At 39.6% G+C, this 17,875-nt stretch carries 15 protein-coding genes, 2 tRNA genes and 1 pseudogene; 15 read left to right on the forward strand and 3 right to left on the reverse strand.

Going from position 1 to position 17,875, the window contains the following annotated elements:
- The first annotated feature begins 291 nt into the window (after window positions 1-291).
- The 12 genes from pdeM (at window position 292) to EL17_RS09755 (ending at window position 11,901) form a co-directional block, all read left to right on the forward strand.
- Entirely contained in the window at window positions 292-969 is a 678-nt protein-coding gene (pdeM, locus tag EL17_RS09700; RefSeq protein WP_240485963.1) for a ligase-associated DNA damage response endonuclease PdeM, read from the forward strand.
- Between the two features lie 58 nt (window positions 970-1,027).
- The gene (locus EL17_RS09705) at window positions 1,028-1,918 is read left to right on the forward strand and encodes a cell division protein FtsX (RefSeq protein WP_035073094.1); all 891 of its coding nucleotides are present in this window, start codon (window positions 1,028-1,030) and stop codon (window positions 1,916-1,918) included.
- A 1-nt stretch (window position 1,919) separates the two neighbouring features.
- Window positions 1,920-2,132: a DUF3098 domain-containing protein gene (locus EL17_RS09710; RefSeq protein ID WP_035073097.1), complete on the forward strand. Its 213-nt coding sequence runs from the start codon at window positions 1,920-1,922 to the stop codon at window positions 2,130-2,132.
- Window positions 2,133-2,930 carry an undecaprenyl-diphosphate phosphatase gene (locus EL17_RS09715; protein ID WP_035073100.1) on the forward strand — a complete coding sequence of 266 codons (798 nt, stop codon included), beginning with the start codon at window positions 2,133-2,135 and terminating at the stop codon, window positions 2,928-2,930.
- 1 nt (window position 2,931) lies between these two features.
- Window positions 2,932-3,618: a tRNA pseudouridine(55) synthase TruB gene (gene truB / locus EL17_RS09720; RefSeq protein WP_035073103.1), complete on the forward strand. Its 687-nt coding sequence runs from the start codon at window positions 2,932-2,934 to the stop codon at window positions 3,616-3,618.
- On the forward strand, window positions 3,605-4,558 hold the full coding sequence (locus tag EL17_RS09725) for a bifunctional riboflavin kinase/FAD synthetase (RefSeq protein WP_035073107.1): 954 nt from the start codon (window positions 3,605-3,607) through the stop codon (window positions 4,556-4,558). Before truB ends, EL17_RS09725 begins: the two co-directional genes overlap by 14 nt.
- Entirely contained in the window at window positions 4,555-5,250 is a 696-nt protein-coding gene (locus EL17_RS09730) for a CoA transferase subunit A (protein ID WP_035073110.1), read from the forward strand. The genes EL17_RS09725 and EL17_RS09730 overlap by 4 nt, the downstream gene beginning before the upstream one ends.
- A 19-nt stretch (window positions 5,251-5,269) precedes the next feature.
- Entirely contained in the window at window positions 5,270-5,929 is a 660-nt protein-coding gene (locus tag EL17_RS09735) for a 3-oxoacid CoA-transferase subunit B (RefSeq protein WP_035073113.1), read from the forward strand.
- Between the two features lie 213 nt (window positions 5,930-6,142).
- Window positions 6,143-6,487 (forward strand): gliding motility protein GldC, encoded by a 345-nt coding sequence (gene gldC / locus EL17_RS09740; protein ID WP_035073115.1) that lies wholly within the window; start codon window positions 6,143-6,145, stop codon window positions 6,485-6,487.
- Between the two features lie 268 nt (window positions 6,488-6,755).
- Complete coding sequence (locus EL17_RS09745) at window positions 6,756-9,647, forward strand: TonB-dependent receptor (protein WP_035073488.1); 2,892 nt, start codon at window positions 6,756-6,758, stop codon at window positions 9,645-9,647.
- Window positions 9,648-9,660: 13 nt separating this feature from the next.
- On the forward strand, window positions 9,661-11,127 hold the full coding sequence (locus tag EL17_RS09750) for a hypothetical protein (protein WP_035073117.1): 1,467 nt from the start codon (window positions 9,661-9,663) through the stop codon (window positions 11,125-11,127).
- Window positions 11,128-11,232: 105 nt separating this feature from the next.
- The gene (locus EL17_RS09755) at window positions 11,233-11,901 is read left to right on the forward strand and encodes a TIGR02117 family protein (protein WP_084166169.1); all 669 of its coding nucleotides are present in this window, start codon (window positions 11,233-11,235) and stop codon (window positions 11,899-11,901) included.
- Window positions 11,902-12,045: 144 nt separating this feature from the next.
- Here the strand turns inward: EL17_RS09755 and EL17_RS24245 are convergent, their stop codons facing one another.
- Complete coding sequence (locus tag EL17_RS24245) at window positions 12,046-14,271, reverse strand: helix-turn-helix domain-containing protein (RefSeq protein WP_035073120.1); 2,226 nt, start codon at window positions 14,269-14,271, stop codon at window positions 12,046-12,048.
- Between the two features lie 598 nt (window positions 14,272-14,869).
- Here EL17_RS24245 and EL17_RS23095 point away from each other — a divergent pair.
- A pseudogene (locus tag EL17_RS23095) lies at window positions 14,870-15,436 on the forward strand (ISAon1 family transposase); the annotation flags it as partial.
- A 188-nt stretch (window positions 15,437-15,624) separates the two neighbouring features.
- On the opposite strand, the gene EL17_RS09770 reads toward EL17_RS23095, so the two are convergent.
- Window positions 15,625-15,696: transfer RNA gene (locus EL17_RS09770), tRNA-Glu, on the reverse strand.
- 27 nt (window positions 15,697-15,723) lie between these two features.
- Window positions 15,724-15,795, reverse strand: a tRNA-Glu gene (locus tag EL17_RS09775).
- 202 nt (window positions 15,796-15,997) lie between these two features.
- Here EL17_RS09775 and gap point away from each other — a divergent pair.
- Both gap and EL17_RS09785 read left to right on the forward strand, forming a co-directional pair.
- Entirely contained in the window at window positions 15,998-16,993 is a 996-nt protein-coding gene (gap, locus tag EL17_RS09780; protein WP_035073121.1) for a type I glyceraldehyde-3-phosphate dehydrogenase, read from the forward strand.
- A 181-nt stretch (window positions 16,994-17,174) separates the two neighbouring features.
- Window positions 17,175-17,810, forward strand: coding sequence for a peroxiredoxin (locus EL17_RS09785; RefSeq protein ID WP_035073123.1), 636 nt, complete (start codon window positions 17,175-17,177; stop codon window positions 17,808-17,810).
- Window positions 17,811-17,875 lie beyond the last annotated feature (65 nt).

The raw sequence follows: 17,875 nt of genomic DNA on the forward strand, positions 1-17,875 counted from the left end.
AAATATAGATATCGGCAGTAATATCTAATTTACTCCGATCAGGTATTTTAATCCCCCATAACCAAAAGCTGTACCACAACTGATCCCAGACTTAAATGCTAATATACACCCTGTCTAGTAAGCAGGTCAATACCGTAATTACGGTATTTTTTTAAAAAATAGGTATAGAGTGCGTAATGGTATAAAATCAAGGTTTTTTTCATAATTTTAGTTTAGCGTTGGCATTGCATTTAATTTTACTAATATTATAAAAAAAAATAAAATTAGACTTGGAGTATCCCGTTGATAAGAATGATGGAAAGTAAGATACAAGAAGCCGTTCAGCTGGATGGAGCTGTAAAATTTTTGAATGGGATTTACCTGTTAAAAGAAAAAGCCGTGTGGTGCAGTGTCACTAAAAGCCTATTTATAGCAGACCCTCACTTTGGTAAAGCTGGCCATTTTAGAAAATCTGGGATATCTATTCCTGAATCCATTCATATGGCAGATTACGAAGTGATTAAATTCTTGATCGAACTATATCAACCCAAACATTTCTATTTCCTGGGAGACCTATTTCACAGCGCCTTGAATAAACAATGGCAAGTACTAGAGCTTTTTCTCCAAGGTTATGACAACATCAAATTTATACTGATAAAAGGCAACCATGATATTCTGCCAAAAAACATTTATAAATCTTCCGTATTAAAGATCTATTCCGAACCATTTTTGGTAGGTTCACTATTACTCAGCCATGAACCTATAGATAGCATTCCGGAAGGGACCATAAACTTATGCGGTCACCTGCATCCAGGCTTTGCGATCAATAGCTTTGGCAACCAAAAAACAAGGCTTCCATGTTATCATTATAAATCAAGACAGCTCATACTACCCAGCTTTGGGAAGTTTACAGGAATAGTATGCCTGCCCTGCCATCCTGGGGACAGGATATACATCATAGGCCCTAATGGTGTCATTCCTTTCAATTAAATCCAATATGGTTGGTTTAATCAATATACATGATTAATTTTGAACTTTATACCTAACAATGAATACTACTTTTAAGAAAAAGAAAAGAGTCGGTGATTTCAAATTTCTTAGTGTGCTTTTCAGCATCACTCTTTCCCTTTTTATAGTGGGCTTATTTGGCGTGATCATCATCCAGGCTAAAACTTTGACTTCCATAATAAGAGAAAACATAGAATTACAGGTCTTTTTAAATAAAAATATATCTGAAGCTGAGAGAAATAAAATAGGTGAGTTTCTGGCTTCAAAACCTTATGTATTAGAAAAAGAAGAAGGCCTAAGATTGACTTTTACATCACGTGATGAGGCTGCAGAGGCATTCCTTAAAGATACAGGTGAAGATTTTACAAAATTCCTGGATGACAATCCACTCAGAGACAGCTATACATTGGCAATAGCAGAAGACTATCAAACAGCAGAAATGATCGAAGAGATCGTAGAAGAAATCCAGCTTCAAAATGGGGTGTTTGAAGTCACTTATATGAATGACCTGGTAGAATCTATCAATAGAAATCTTATTAAAGTCAGTATAGTCATGGGTGCTTTCATCATAATACTCATACTTTCAGTGATCATGCTGATTAATAATACCATTAGGCTTGCTTTATTTTCCCAGCGGTTTCTGATCAGGAGCATGCAGTTGGTAGGTGCCACGCGAGGCTTTATCAGGCGTCCTTTTTTAGGTAAAGCTTTTTTCTTTGGAGCGCTTGCCGGGATAATGGCATCAGCTATACTCTTTGCCCTTATAGAATATGCTAAGGCAAATGTGGACGGCTTTTCGATGCTTCAAAATTATGACCTTCTTTATTTACTTTTTGGTGGTCTGGTCATCATAGGAGCTATCCTTTCCTTTTTCAGTACTTTGAGAGCAGTAAACAAATATTTGAACATGTCACTTGACGAATTATATTAATATGGATAAAAATCAGTTTCCCTTCAATAGAAAAAATTACACGCTGATGTTGATCGGCATCGGGATCATTGTATTGGGCTTTATCATCATGGGACTGGATAATGAACCGCATGGTTTTGGGTTTTTAGGTCTGACCCTGGGCCCTTTGATTACGCTTTTCGGATTTATTTTTGAATTTTACGCTATATTTTATTCCCCCAAAAAAGTAAATTAAATGTCATTATTAGAAGCCATAATCCTAGGAATCATCCAGGGGTTAACAGAATTTTTGCCAGTCAGCAGCAGTGGCCATTTAGAATTGGGCACCTATATTCTAGGTATTGAGGCAGCTGACAATTTGTTGTTTGCCGTTATTGTCCATGCCGCAACAGCTCTTAGTACTATAGTAGTGTTTAGAAGAGATATTCTAGTCATCATTCAGGATCTCTTTAAGTTCCAATGGAATGAGGGTACCCAATTTGCTGCTAAGGTCTTTATTACACTGATTCCTATAGGACTGGTTGGGGTTTTCTTTGAAGACTACATAGACGAGTTCTTTGGAGGGCAGATCATATTTGTAGGAAGCATGCTCTTGGTAACTGCAGCACTACTCAGTCTTTCTTATTATGCAGGTAAAAAGGAAGGAAAGATTACTTTCGGAAAAGCTTTTATTATCGGAATTGCGCAGACCATAGCGGTATTACCTGGTATAAGTCGATCAGGCTCTACTATTGCTACTGCTTTAATCCTTGGAGTAGAAAAAGAAAGGGCTACCAGGTTTTCATTTCTTATGGTTCTTATCCCAATCTTAGGAGCCTCATTATTAAAAACCCTAAAGTATTTTAAAGATCCATCTATAGCAGAAGGTATCAGTGGCGTAGCTTTGGGTGCTGGTTTTTTAGCGGCTTTTATAGCAGGTCTATTTGCGTGTTTGTGGATGGTTGAAATAGTAAAAAAAGGGAAATTGATATACTTTGCCATCTACTGCGCTATCGTAGGTTTAATAGCTATATCAGCAGGATTTTTAATTTAATATGGCTCAGGAAAAACCTTTTGAAGCAGTCTATCTAATCAATAAACCTCTTGAGTGGACTTCTTTTGACGTAGTCAAAAAAGTCAGAAATGCTCTAAGAATAAAAAAAGTGGGCCATGCCGGAACTTTAGATCCACTGGCTACAGGCTTATTGATTGTCTGTGCCGGAAAACAGACCAAGCGGATAGATACCTATCAAGGCCAAGAAAAAGAATATATAGGTACTTTTGTTTTAGGGAAAACCACCGAATCCTTCGATCTTGAAAAAGAAGTGATAGAGGTAGCTGATCCTAGCCACCTAAGCCTGGAAGATGTAGAAAATGCAGTATCCTCTCTTACCGGGAATATCCTACAGATACCTCCCATGCATTCTGCTATCAAAGTGGGGGGCAAAAGAGTCTATGAATCTGCCAGAAAAGGGATAGCAGTGATAATGGAACCCCGGCCGGTAGAAGTGAGTATATTTAAGATTACCAGGTTTGAACTCCCTGAAATCGACTTTAAAATAGTCTGTTCTAAAGGTACATATATCAGGAGTCTTGCCAGAGACTTAGGAGAATCATTGAATGTGGGAGCTTATATGTCAGCACTCACCCGAACAAGAATAGGAGAATTTAAGTTGGAAGATGCAGAGGAAGTTTTAGAACTAGTAGAAAAAATCAAAACCGATAGGAATGAAGATATATGAAGGTCTGAATAATCTGCCCGACATCAAAAATGCCGTAGTTACCAGCGGTACTTTTGACGGTGTACATTTAGGCCATCAAAAAATCCTCAACAGAATCAAACAGACTGCCAATGACCTCAATGGAGAAACAGTCCTTATTACTTTTTGGCCGCATCCACGATTGGTATTATATCCAAACGAGCACAATTTAAAATTGCTATCCACCTTTGAGGAAAAAGCAGCACTGCTTAAGGAATTCGGATTAGATCATTTAGTCACCATTCCTTTTACCAAAGAATTTTCCCAGTTATCATCCGAGCAGTTTATCCAGCAGGTCCTTATAGAAAAGATTCATACCCGAATGCTGGTTATAGGATATGATCACCGTTTCGGTAAAAATCGCGAAGGTGGTTTTGAATACTTAAAGGCCAATGTAGGTAAATATCACTTTCAACTGGAGGAAATATCAAGGGAAGATATAGATCAAGTAGGCATATCCAGTACCAAGATCAGAAATGCATTGGAAATGGGGGACATTAAGACTGCTAATGAATTTTTGGGTAGAGCATACGAAATAAACGGACTTGTGATCAAAGGGGAACAGATAGGAAGATCTATAGGCTTTCCTACCGCCAATATACATATACCCAATGACTATAAGCTAATACCTTGTGATGGTGCCTATGCAGTAGAAGTAAAAGTAGATGATCAGTTTTTCAAAGGTATGCTTAATATAGGCAATAGGCCTACCTTAAAAGGTATACACCAAACTGTAGAAGTAAACCTTTTTGAATTTTCTGATGACCTTTATGACAAACGGATCACGGTTTACTTCAAAGAATATTTACGCCCGGAACAAAAGTTTGCTAATTTGGATGGATTAAAACAGCAGCTTAAAAAGGACAGGTTAAAAGCAATATCAATATTCCAAAACAACGACCCAAAACATAAAACATTATGATCAACAAAACAGTAGAAAATGCAGAAGCTGCCCTCCATGACATATACAGCAATGCCGTAGTCATGTTGGGAGGCTTTGGATTATCCGGCATCCCCGAAAATTGCATCACTGCTATTTTAAAAAAAGATATAGACGGGCTGACCTGTATTTCCAACAATGCCGGTGTAGATGATTTCGGTATAGGTTTAATGCTTCAAAAAAAAATGGTAAAAAAAATGATATCCAGTTATGTGGGTGAAAATGCCGAGTTTGAGCGGCAGCTTTTATCCGGTGAATTGGAAGTGGAGCTAATACCCCAGGGAACACTCGCCGAGCGTATCAGGGCTGGAGGGGCTGGCATACCTGCATTTTTTACACCTGCTGGCGTGGGTACAGAAATAGCAGAAGGAAAAGAAATAAGGGAATTTGAAGGAAAGCTATATCTGATGGAACGGGCACTGAAGGCCGATTTTTCATTTGTAAAAGCATGGAAAGGAGATACAGCCGGTAATCTTATCTATAAGGGTACGGCCCGGAATTTCAATCCAATGATGGCTGCTGCCGGAAAGATCACCATAGCTGAAGTCGAAGAACTGGTTCCTGCTGGAGAACTGGACCCAAATTACATCCATACTCCAGGCATCTATGTACAAAGAATTTTTCAGGGCCGAGACTATGAAAAAAGAATAGAGCAGAAGACCATTAGATCTTAATTTTTAAACACAGGATGTTATGTTAGATAAAAATCAAATAGCCCAAAGAATAGCCAAAGAAGTAAAAAGCGGTCAATATATAAATTTAGGGATAGGTATCCCTACTCTGGTAGCCAATTATATACCGGATAATATGGAGGTGGTACTCCAGTCCGAAAACGGCTTACTTGGAATAGGCCCCTTCCCTACCCAAGAAAATGTAGATGCAGATCTCATCAATGCCGGTAAACAGACCATCTCAATGGTTAAAGGCTCTGCCCTATTTAGTTCATCTGAATCATTTGGTATGATAAGAGGAGGACATGTGCAGCTTACCATATTGGGAGCCATGGAAGTGTCAGAAAACGGGGATATAGCCAACTGGAAAATACCCGGAAAAATGGTAAAAGGTATGGGGGGCGCCATGGACCTGGTCGCTTCCGCGGACCATATTATTGTGGCTATGCAGCACTGCAGCAGAGACGGGAAATCCAAATTGCTAAAAAAATGTCATTTACCTATCACGGGAATAAAATGTGTCAATAAAATAGTAACAGATCTAGCGGTATTGGAAGTGCTTCCTGAGGGTGGATTCAGATTATTGGAAAGAGCTCCGGGGGTAAGTGTCGAAGAGATTCAATCACGCACTGAAGGTAGATTGGTAATAGAAGGAGAAATTCCAGAGATGCAATTTGATTAGGTTTTGATGATTTTTAATACCTTGAATATAAGTCTGTAAAACTTCCATAGGTAAAAAATGAATGAAAACGGGAACTACAAATTTTCTTTATTAGTTTTGCCTGCTCAATTGAATAAAAAAATAGAATGTGAGCATCAACATATAAAATAAATAGGCAGCTTAAGCCTTATAAATGTTGACACTTTCGTTTGACCCTAGAAAACTATATCATAAATGAAAACTTCTGAGATAAAATTCCAGGTAACACTGGACGAAAAGAACCTTCCTAAATCAATAGAATGGGATGCCACAGACAAAGAGAGTGAGGGGCTAGAAAGTACCAAAACTATCAGTGTAAACGTTTGGGATAATCTGAATCATAGCACGTTGAGAATCGATCTTTGGACAGAAGATCTTTCTACTGTGGAAATGAAAAAATTTTACATCGACATCCTGGGGGGTATGGCTCAGACCATCTTAAACAGTACAGGAGATGAGTATATGTCCGAAGAAATGAAAGCCCTTTGTGACCGTTTAGTGGTTCATGTAAATGAAGAAAATGCAAGGGCCCAAAAGTAGGACTTTATATTTCTTCTTTGTTTACCGACTTTTAAATAGATAGGAATAAAAATTTCTAATATTTACATAAGAGCAGATATTCTGCTCTTATTTTTTTACCTCTGATTTTTAAACTTTTTTCTTTGCTTCGAATCTATCAAAAGCAAATTTAGTTCGTCCAAAAAATAAAATTCATTTGCATAAATTTTTAAATTAATTATTTCTCATATATTTAAGCACAGTAATATTAACGTATAGTTAATCTTAATACAACCAACCCAAAATGCTTATGAAAATTTTTACAAACAAATTATGGTTACTGCTATTTATACTGGCTGCCAGTTTCGCTTTCCCCCCCTTTGAGGCCTATGCACAGACTACTACGATATCTGGTACGGTAACCGATGCTGATACCGGAGAGACTTTGATAGGTGTAAATATCCTCGTGAAAGGTAGGGTAATCGGCACAATCTCTGATACAAACGGAAGGTTTTCCTTAAGGGTAAACCAGGATCCCCCCCTTACATTGGTGTTTTCTATGGTGGGATTTGCCAGTCAAGAAGTACAGGTGTCTGCTACCAATGCTTCCAATATAAAGGTCAGTTTAAGAGAACAGACGATGTTAGGTCAGGAAGTAGTCGTATCTGCCTCTAGAGTAGAGGAAAGTATTCTTCAGTCGCCGGTCACTATAGAAAAAATGGACATTCTTGCTATTAGAGAAACTCCTGCCGAAAACTACTACAAAGGGATAGCCAACCTTAAAGGTGTGGATGTCACCACCTCTTCTATAAATTTTCAGATTATCAATGCCAGGGGATTTAACTCTACCGGTAATACCAGATTTGTTCAATTGACAGATGGAATGGATACTCAAGCACCAGCTTTAAATTTCCCTATAGGAAACTTAAATGGTCCATCTGAACTGGATGTAGAAAGTGTGGAATTCATTCCTGGTGCGGCATCAGCCCTTTATGGCCCTAATGCATTTAATGGAATATTACTTGTCAACAGTAAAAGTCCTTTTGAATACCAGGGTTTCAGTGCATTTTACCAGCAGGGTGTAAACCATATCAACGGAAGACCGGGGGAACCACAAAACCCCCAGCCTATGTACCAGGGCTCATTGAGATATGCCCATGCTTTCAATAATAGATTTGCTTTTAAGGTAAATGCTTCTTTTATGCGTGCACAAGACTGGCATGGAACAGATAGAACAGACCTTAACCAAACCTTCCAGGGAGATTTGCCTTTTAACCCAGGCGCCAACCTGGTGCACGTGTATGGTGACGAGGTAGCCAATAACATAGGGTTACTAAGAAATGTAGCCGCTGTCCAGCAAAATGCCCAAGCCCTGGGCTTAGGTGGATACCTTAACAGTATTCCAGACCAAATAGTATCCAGAACGGGTTATGATGAAGCATTGCTGGTAGACTATGGCGCTGAAAACTATAAATTTAATACCGCCCTGCATTATCGGATTACCGATAGGGCTGAACTGTCCTACACTTTAAATTATGGAGCTGGTACTTCCGTATATACCGGCGCACAAAGGTACTCTCTTAATAATTTTGAGATCAGCCAGCACAAATTAGAATTACGGGGGAGTAACTACTTTCTCAGAGGATATACTACCCGGGAAAATTCAGGTGATTCATATATTGCTGATATCACAGGAGTATTGATAAATGACAGATGGAAAAGCAATTCTGATTGGTTTGGAGAATATACTTTAAACTATATGGGTGCACTGGCTCAGCAGCAAGTCGCACCCGGGACGATGGGAAATCCCCAGCAGCAGGCTACAGCTCACGAATTTGCGCGTAGCAGAGCCGATCAGGGAAGGTTCATGCCTGGTTCCCCAGAATTTCAGAACGCACAGAATGAAATCAGAAGTGATGTGATCCCAAGAGGTTCTCTATTCAATGACCAGTCAAGAATGTACATGGCAGAAGGACAATATGATTTTAAAGAAGAGATAGATTTTATAGATCTTCAGGTAGGTGGTCAATACCGGCTTTATGAACTCAGGTCCAACGGGACGATCTTCGCAGATACTGAAGGTAGGGAAATCACTATAGCAGAATATGGTGCTTTTGCACAGGCATCCAAAAGAATGATCGATGATAAGCTGAAGCTTACAGGATCTATCCGTTATGATAAAAATGAAAATTTTGACGGGCAGTTTAGTCCGAGGATTTCGGGTGTATTCACTGAAGGGAATAGTAATTTCAGGCTTTCCTATCAGACGGGATTCCGTATGCCCACCACTCAGGCACAGCATATAGATCTGAATGTGGTATCTGCCAGGCTTATAGGAGGCTTACCTTTTTATAGAGAAAAGTATAATGTATATGACAATGCCTATACCATAGAATCTGTAAATAACTATGTGGCTGCTGTCGGTGGGGGTGCCAATCCTGTGTCCCCTGATGCTACTGGACTGCTCAGACAGGTTACCAGGGAAGACCTACCGGATCTTCGGCCTGAGCGGGTGCAGTCAGTTGAAGTAGGTTACAAAGGACTATTGGCAGACAATAGGCTTATGGTGGATTTTGCCTATTATTATAATATCTATAATGATTTTATCACGCAGACTTCTGTAAGAAGGGCTCCGGGCCCTATATTTCCAGGTGCTCCAATGAATACACCTGAAGGTGCCATCAATGCAGTAAATGCCCCATCACTCCTAACCCCAAATACGAATCCTGGTCAGGAAAATACCTTTCAAACCTATACCAATATCATAGACCAGGAAATCCGTGCCCATGGAGCTGCACTTGGACTTACCTACAGTTTTCCGGGGAATTATACACTGGGAGGTAATTACAATTTTAATAGGCTGATCAGTACCATAGGACCACAATATCTTAATGATTTCAATACACCTGAACACAAGACCAATATAACATTCGGTAACCGTAAAGTATATCAGAATCTGGGCTTTAATGTTACCTACCGATACCAGTCAGCCTTTAGATGGGAATCTACTTTTGCCCAGGGACCCGTGCCTGAAATCCATAATGTAGATGCGCAGGTCAGTTATAGGCTTAGCAGCGCCAAATCTATCTTTAAACTCGGTGGATCAAATATCTTTAACAACAGGTATTACCAAAACTTTGGTGGGCCTACCATAGGTGCTATCTATTATTTATCCATCACCTTTGACCAGTTGTTAAACTAAAACATTTATTAAGATGAAGAACATCAAAAATTATATATATCTACTTTCTTTTGGTTTATTATCTGCCTGTCAGTATGAATTCCCTGAAGATGCTGTCTTGGAACCCACTCCCGGGCAAGCCAATTTCACTAAAATGGTATCCATAGGCAATTCCCTGACCGCTGGTTTTATGGATGGCACCTTATATAACAGGGGGCAGGAAAATTCATTTGCAGTTATACTGGCTGAGCAATTTAAAACTGTAGGAGGAGGAGATTTCAACGTGCCTCACATCAATTCCGAAAATGGTTTTTATATAATGGGTCCCAATAATACACCACTAGGAAGACTGGTATTGACTATAAATCCTACCACTGGGGCCACAGGTCCTGCACCGATAGGCCCAGGAGATTTACCAGGACCCTTTACTGGGGAAAGAGCCAGTTTAAATAATTTTGGGATTCCCGGTGTAACGTTAGCCACGGCTTTAATTCCCGCTACCGGCGGTCCAAATGCTCCCCAAAATCCTGCATTCAACCCCTATTATGCCAGAATGGCTTCCAATCCTGGAGTGTCTACACTGGTAGGTGATGCAGCTGCGGCTTTGGCTAACGGCGGTACATTCTTTACCTTCTGGCTTGGAAATAATGATGTACTCGGGTATGCTACCGGAGGGGCTTCCAATCCAGGTATCCTTACCTCCGACACAGATTTCCAGCAAAGGTTGGCAGGCGCTTTGGGAACTATGCTGGCTGCCAATACAGAGGCTAAAGGAGCAGTAGCCAATATTCCAAATTTAAATGTACTTCCTTACTTTAACCTTGTTCCCTGGAATGCACTACCACTTTCAGCCGCACAGGCCGAACAAGCAAACCTGGGTTACCTTCCCTACAACAGTGCACTTACACAGCTACAGGCTGCGGGGCTAATCACAGCTGAAGAAAGAACACTCAGAACGATCAGCTTTGTAGCTGGACAGAATGGATTTGTTATGGAAGATGAAACACTTACCAATCTAGGAGGTATGGGATTACCTTCTATCAGACAAAGTAACAGTGCAGACAGGGCTACCCTGACACTATCTGCTGCCCTTGGGCAGCCAGTTGGTGGAAATCCACAATTATTGAGAGGTATCAGTTATCCTGTAGAAGACCAATATGTTCTATTACCTTCTGAACAACAAGAAATTCAATCCAAAATCAACAGTTTTAATGGATTTATAGCAGCAGCTGTAACGGCTAATGCCGATAGACTCGTATTGGCAGATGTAAAAGACCTTTTGGATAGAGCAGCTACGGGAAGTGTCAATGCTGGAGGCCAGACGCTCACTGCCAGTATACTCCCCCCAAATGGTGGCTTTTCTTTAGACGGTGTTCACCCAAATGCCAGGGCACATGCATTTGTAGCCAACCTCTTTATCGAGGTCATCAATAGTAAATGGGGAGCCAATATTCCTAGGGTAAATCCCAATGCCTATGTAGGAAACGACCTACCAAGGTAATACCCTTATGATAAGATTATAAAAGAGGAGCCAGCGCTCCTCTTTTATTTTAACCTTTTTTTATTTAAATTAGTGTAGACTGTTGATCGTATTAAAAGACTCCAGATGAAGAAAGCTTCTAAAATCATCTTCTACCCTATCCTATTCATTCTTAGCTTTATTGGTTTATATTTAATTGCTGCCTGTATGGGTATGCTGATACCAATCAATCCACCTCGACTATCAGAAGATACGGACATAGAAATATTTGTTCAGACCAATGGCCTCCATGCAGATTTGATCCTCCCCTCAAAAAACCACATCCATGATTGGGAAGCACTGCTTCCACTTAGCCGGCAGACCAGGGGAATGATCAATTATATGGCCATAGGCTGGGGCGAAAAAAATTTTTACCTCAATACCCCCACCATGAGCGATCTTACTTTTCCTACTTTCGTGAAAGCGCTGCTTATACCCAGTCAAGCCGCCATGCATGTGGAGCATAGAAGATATAGGCCACCGTCCGGAGAAGATGTCAGCAGTATCATGATATCCGAAGAAATGTACCAGGTCTTAGTAGACTATATTCTAGATGCTTTCGTAATGGAAGACGGACATCCAAAAATATATCCTGAGAGAGGCTATCATGACTATGACGACTTTTACGCCGCACACGGCAAATATCATATGTTCTGGACCTGTAACAACTGGACCAATACCGGATTAAAAAAAATAGGCGTCAAAAATTCTCTATGGACACCTATGGACTGGGGGGTGTTTTATTATTTGGATTAGAAGATCATAGATGTCCGGCTTTGGATATCCGATAAAACAACCGATGACAGATTCATTGGTAAAAAGGTCTGTACGGATTTTCAGAGACATATAAGGGAGCTTTAATTAATAGGGAAACAATGAAATTTAATCTGGCTATAGCAGCTAAACTTTCTGCCTGCTACTTATTACAGCTCTGATCTCTCCAAAAGTATATGTTTCTCCCAGAATTTCACGGACTTCAGAAGATTTCATTTCATTAGTAGATCTATCTAAAACTTCCTGTATGATAACCGCCTTCTCTGGACTGACCAATTCTTCCAGGCTTACTTCTCCTGTACAAAGAAAAGAACATAAATGGCCTTCAATCGTACCAATGGCTAACCCCCTTTCAGAGGCAATTTCTGTGATAGATCTCCCTTCCCTAAACATCCTTAACGATATGCGCATAGTTTCCCCTTTTGGCAACTTGGATTTAGGTTTCTCTTTGGTTGGGGCATGGTCTTTTGATTCCATTAATGTTCGCATATTGTCAGCAGCCATATTTTCCAATATTTTAGCTGCATCATTCCCCTGTTTCAAACCATAACTGATCTTTACAATTTGTTCAAGTTTTAGGATTTTAATATTGAACAGAGTAAGTAATGCCTTCAGCTCCTGCAGATGCTTTTTAGCTTTTTTCCTTTGGTCTATGAGTGAGTCTATGTGTAGCTGAAGTGGCTCTGCAAATGATTTATTGATGGTATCTATAAAGTAGGATGTCGCAGCCACCGTCCTCTCATGAAGCATATGATATCCATCCGCTTCTGCAGTAATCAATAGCTGTTCTAATTTTACTAAAAATTTATCAGCTACCTTTTTATGCTCTGCGACTTTTTCAAAAAGTTCAGCTAACAGAGCCAAAGCATTACTCTGTAGAGGAATTCGCCGATCAGGCAGGTCCACTTTGAATTCATAGACCCTTTCAAAAAGCTTGTGCCAGCTAAATCCCTGAATAAAAGATTCATGTATAAACTGTCTTTGGGCTTCCTTTAAACTTTTTTGCAGGCTATCAGAATCAGGTTCTGTTTCAGCAAAATCTTTGGCCTCTTGATCTGTACGGATACAGGATGCATTTATGGGCGACTTTAAAATTAATCCATCCAAAGAAGTAAGCCGACTGAGTGCTACATACACCTGTCCGGCAGCAAAGGAATCCCCGGCATCCACGATCGCTTTGGCAAAAGTCAGGCCCTGGCTCTTGTGGATCGTAATGGCCCAAGCCAGCCTTAAGGGATATTGGACAAAAGTTCCTTTAATATTTTCTTCCACCTGATCACTTTCCTGATTATAAGCATAACGTACATTGCTCCAGCTCTCTTTTTCCACTTTCAATTCCCCCTTCTCATCTGGAAAAGTTACATAAATCTCTTCACCTTTGATACGGGTTATAATAGCAGTTTTGCCATTATAGTAGCGTCTATCCTTATCATTTCGGACAAACATAACCTGCGACCCTTCTTTGAGTATTAATTTGTTTTCAGCGGGAAGCGCATGTTCGTTAATTTCTCCACCTATTTCTGCATTGAAGCAATGCGTTTTTCCAGGCAACTTATTCAATTCCTGTTGGTTGATGATAGCTGCTTTTGCATTATGTGAAGTCAAAGTGATATATTCGCCTTTCGATTCAGGAATAAAATTAGGTTTGTAATACCTTTTTAATAAAGCAATGTCCTCCTCCTTCACCTCATTATTGCGCAGATTGTTTAGAAGTTTGATGAAGTCCTTATCACTTTGTCGGTAAATTTTCTTCAGGTCTAAATATACCGGAGGAGCCTCCTGCAGTACTTTTGCGTGAAAAAAAAAGGAACTGCTATAATATTGGTGTAAAACCCTGTTTTCTTCATCTTTAACTACAGGAGGCAGCTGATATAGATCTCCTATAAAAAGCATCTGAATACCCCCAAAAGGTTTATGGTTTCTCCTCACATGTCTCAGCACTGTATCCATAGCATCCAGCAAATCGGCCCGCACCATAGAAACCTCGTCTATGATCAGTAGTTCCAACTCCTGCATCAGTGACCGCTTGGAACTGTTAAGTTTTAGATGCTTTAAAAGACTTTGGCTATTAAAGAAATTAACCTGCGTGCCCTGTGGTAAATTTTGCGCGGGTAAAAAGGAACCAAAGGGCAATTGAAAAAAAGAATGGATGGTCACACCTCCAGCATTGATAGCAGCTACACCAGTAGGAGCCAAAATTGCCAATTTTTTTGGGCAGTTCCTATGGATATATTTTAGAAAAGTAGTCTTTCCTGTACCCGCCTTCCCAGTTAAAAAAAGATGTTTGGCAGTATAGTTTACAAACTGAACAGCCAATTGAAAATAATGGTTTGTTGGATCTTGCTGTTGCATTAGACATGAAAATTTAGGTTAAAAAAAGCGTTAATTATGCCGCCTTCTTAATTAGTCTCTGGCGGTAAATAAATTTTCAAAAACATCAAAATAATAATATAAATATAAACCGGATTAAGGATATCTTCAATGATTATAATGTAATTTAATTAATTAATTTCTGGTACAATTAATCTGGTTTTATTTTTATATGATTAAAAAGGCCTAAATATTTATTGATTTGCTTATTATCCATTATTAATAATAAACACGCTAATCAAAAAGAAATTTTAAGGAAATGGATTAACCAATAAAGCATAGAAATAAAATATGAGCTTCTACTTATTTACATAGGACCTGTCGTTGCTTGACTTTTTTAAGCTTACATCATCTGCAGGCCTAAAGGATAGTGACTATCATACGGTGTGATGCTTACTTCCAAAGTTTTTTATGACGAAGTGACCATTCAAGATTTTCCGTTTTGAGGCAAAGCCGAAGGAGCATGCGAAAAAATGGATTCTTTTTCCTGAAGACCTGGGGACGCATCTCAGTACTGAAGAGACGGCCCTATCTCAGGGAGAACTATATACAATCGTGACCACCAAGGCAAAAGGTTACACACCGGTTACACGTCCAAAAACTGGTCTATGACGCAGTCCAGGAAATGCGGATAGCCCATAGATGGAATGCCATTGAGCAGGAAAACAAAGAAATAGAACTGAGCAGGGAATGCAACAAGGCCTTTATCCCCCATAAGCTTGAAAATGGAGATACAGAAAAACAACTGCTGGCTAGAAGTAGATACTTGCTGTTTAAAGGAGAGGACAAATGGACGGTTTCTCAAGTCCACTGTGCTGAAATTCTTTTCCAGCGTTACCCAGATCTGGAAAAAGCGTACAAACTTTCAAGATCTTTAGCTAGAATCTACCAAACTAGCAAAATAAAAGGAATCGCTTTCACTAAACTGGCTCAGTGGTACAATGAAGTAAAATGATTCAAATCATTCAACACAGTTTCTAGAACTATACAAAACCACTACACCTCTATTCTCAACTTCTTTGACAACAGAAGTTCAAACGCTTCAGCAGAATCATTCAATGCTAAAATAAAAGCTTTCAGAGCTCAATTCAGAGGGGTGACTAACATTGAATTCTTCCTGCTCAGACTTTCTAATATCTATGCTTAAATTTATAAGCTCCCCAGAAATTCGGACTGATCCCTGATCCCGTCCTATATCCAAAAAAGAAAACTGGCTAAAACTGAAAATCCCAACCTAAAAGATTGGGATTTTTCACTCACTTTAACCACTAACAACCATAAAACAAAATCTTCATGCACTTAGCAATCCGAAAGATGATAAACATCATTTTGTCGTAGTCCGTACGGGAATCGAACCCGTGTTTCATCCGTGAAAGGGATACGTCCTAACCCCTAGACGAACGGACCATTTTAGAAAAAACAAGGAAATTTTTGTAGTCCGTACGGGAATCGAACCCGTGTTTCATCCGTGAAAGGGATACGTCCTAACCCCTAGACGAACGGACCATTCAGTGTTTTTTCCTTGCTTTTTCTGAATAGTGATGCAAATATAGAGGGTTAAATCTATAATGCAAAACCCTGCCAAAAAATATTTGGCACATACTGCCAAATCGCTGAAAACTAGGAGGAAAATTTATTCCTTAGTGAATCTGGCTCTTCTTTAGTATTTTCGCACCAGCTAATATAACTTAAAACACCCAAATATATAATGACAAAGATAAAAGTGGCCATTAACGGTTTTGGCCGAATTGGCAGATTGGCTTTTAAGATTTTAATGCAAAAAGAAAATATAGAAGTATTGGCCGTTAATGACCTGGCAGACTCAGCTACATTAGCTCATCTTCTTAAGTATGATTCTGTTCATGGGAAATTTAATGGTACCATAGAAGCCATAGAAGGCGGAATGTTGGTAAATGGTAATAAAGTTTTGTTTTTTTCTGAAAAAGATCCCGATAACCTTCCCTGGGGTAATTTGGATATTGATGTGGTACTGGAGTCTACCGGAAAATTTGTAGAGGAAAACGGGGCCGCTTTACATATAAAAGCTGGAGCTAAAAAAGTGCTTATCTCTGCCCCAGCCAAGGGAAATATTCCTACTATAGTATTGGGAGTAAATGAAGGTATACTGAAAAAAGATGATCTTATAGTGTCCAATGCGTCATGTACCACCAACTGCCTGGCCCCTATGGCCAAGGTACTGCATGATCATTTTGGCATCGTAAGTGGGTATGTCACTACTGTACATGCCTATACTGCTGACCAAAACCTAAAAGACGCCCCCCACAATGATCTCAGGAGAGCCAGAGCAGCAGCTTATTCTATTATCCCCACCTCTACCGGAGCTGCAAAAGCAGTTGGGCTGGTCCTGCCTGAGCTTAAAGGAAAGCTGGATGGTGTAGCCATGCGGGTCCCTATCCCTGACGGGTCGCTTACAGATCTTACGGTGGTATTGCAAAAAGAAGCCAGCATAGAAGAAATCAATGCAGCTATGAAAAATGCATCAGAGGGCCCTCTTAAAGGTATCATGGAATATACCGCAGATCCTATCGTATCTATTGATATCATAGGCAATCCCCATTCTACCATTTTTGATTCTGGACTAACTGCCGTAAATGGTACATTAGTCAAAATAGTGGGGTGGTATGATAATGAATCAGGATATGCCAACAGATTGGCAGAAATGATCATGAGATTAAAGGATTAGTTCCAACTTAATGATAGTGTATTGCGGAAAAGTGGAACAGTAATTAAATCTCCGTCTCATATAAAGGTTTGCTTTCATATATAAAATCCTTTTAGGCAATTCTCTGTATCATCAATGGAACTTTTTCTATTAAGATATGTTAATTCCCTATAAAATCTATAGACTTTAAACAAAGAAAATTATGTCACTAAGATTAGGCGATATCGCACCGGATTTTACAGCTGAAAGTACTGAAGGTAAAATCAATTTTCATGAATATTTAGGAGATAGCTGGGGAATTTTGTTTTCTCACCCAGCAGATTATACACCCGTATGTACCACAGAACTCGGTGCTGTAGCAAAACTTAAAGAAGAATTTGGAAGGAGAAACACCAAAGTGATAGCTTTGAGTGTAGATGGGCTCGAAAGCCATAAAGGATGGGTCAAAGATATTAACGAAACCCAGCATACAGAAGTAAACTTCCCTATCATAGCTGATGAAGATAAAAAGGTAGCACAGCTGTATGACATGATTCATCCTGAAGCCAATGAGAAATTTACGGTCAGATCTGTCTTCATTATAGGCAATGATAAAAAAATAAAATTAACCATCACCTATCCAGCCAGTACAGGAAGAAATTTCCAGGAGTTGTTGAGGGTATTGGATTCCTTGCAGCTAACGGCAAACTATTCAGTAGCCACTCCGGCAGATTGGAAACATGGAGATGATGTGGTGATAGCTCCTGCCATCACCAATGAGCAGATCCCTGATAAATTCCCAAAAGGCCATACTGAAATAAAACCCTATCTGAGGACTACACCTCAGCCAAATCTATAATAAAAAAGAGGCTGTCTCAATTGGGGACAGCCTCTTTTTATTTCGATCGATATCTGAGTCAATTT

It is taken from the genome of Anditalea andensis (assembly GCF_000714815.1).
In the GTDB taxonomy this organism is placed as follows: Bacteria; Bacteroidota; Bacteroidia; order Cytophagales; family Cyclobacteriaceae; genus Anditalea; species Anditalea andensis.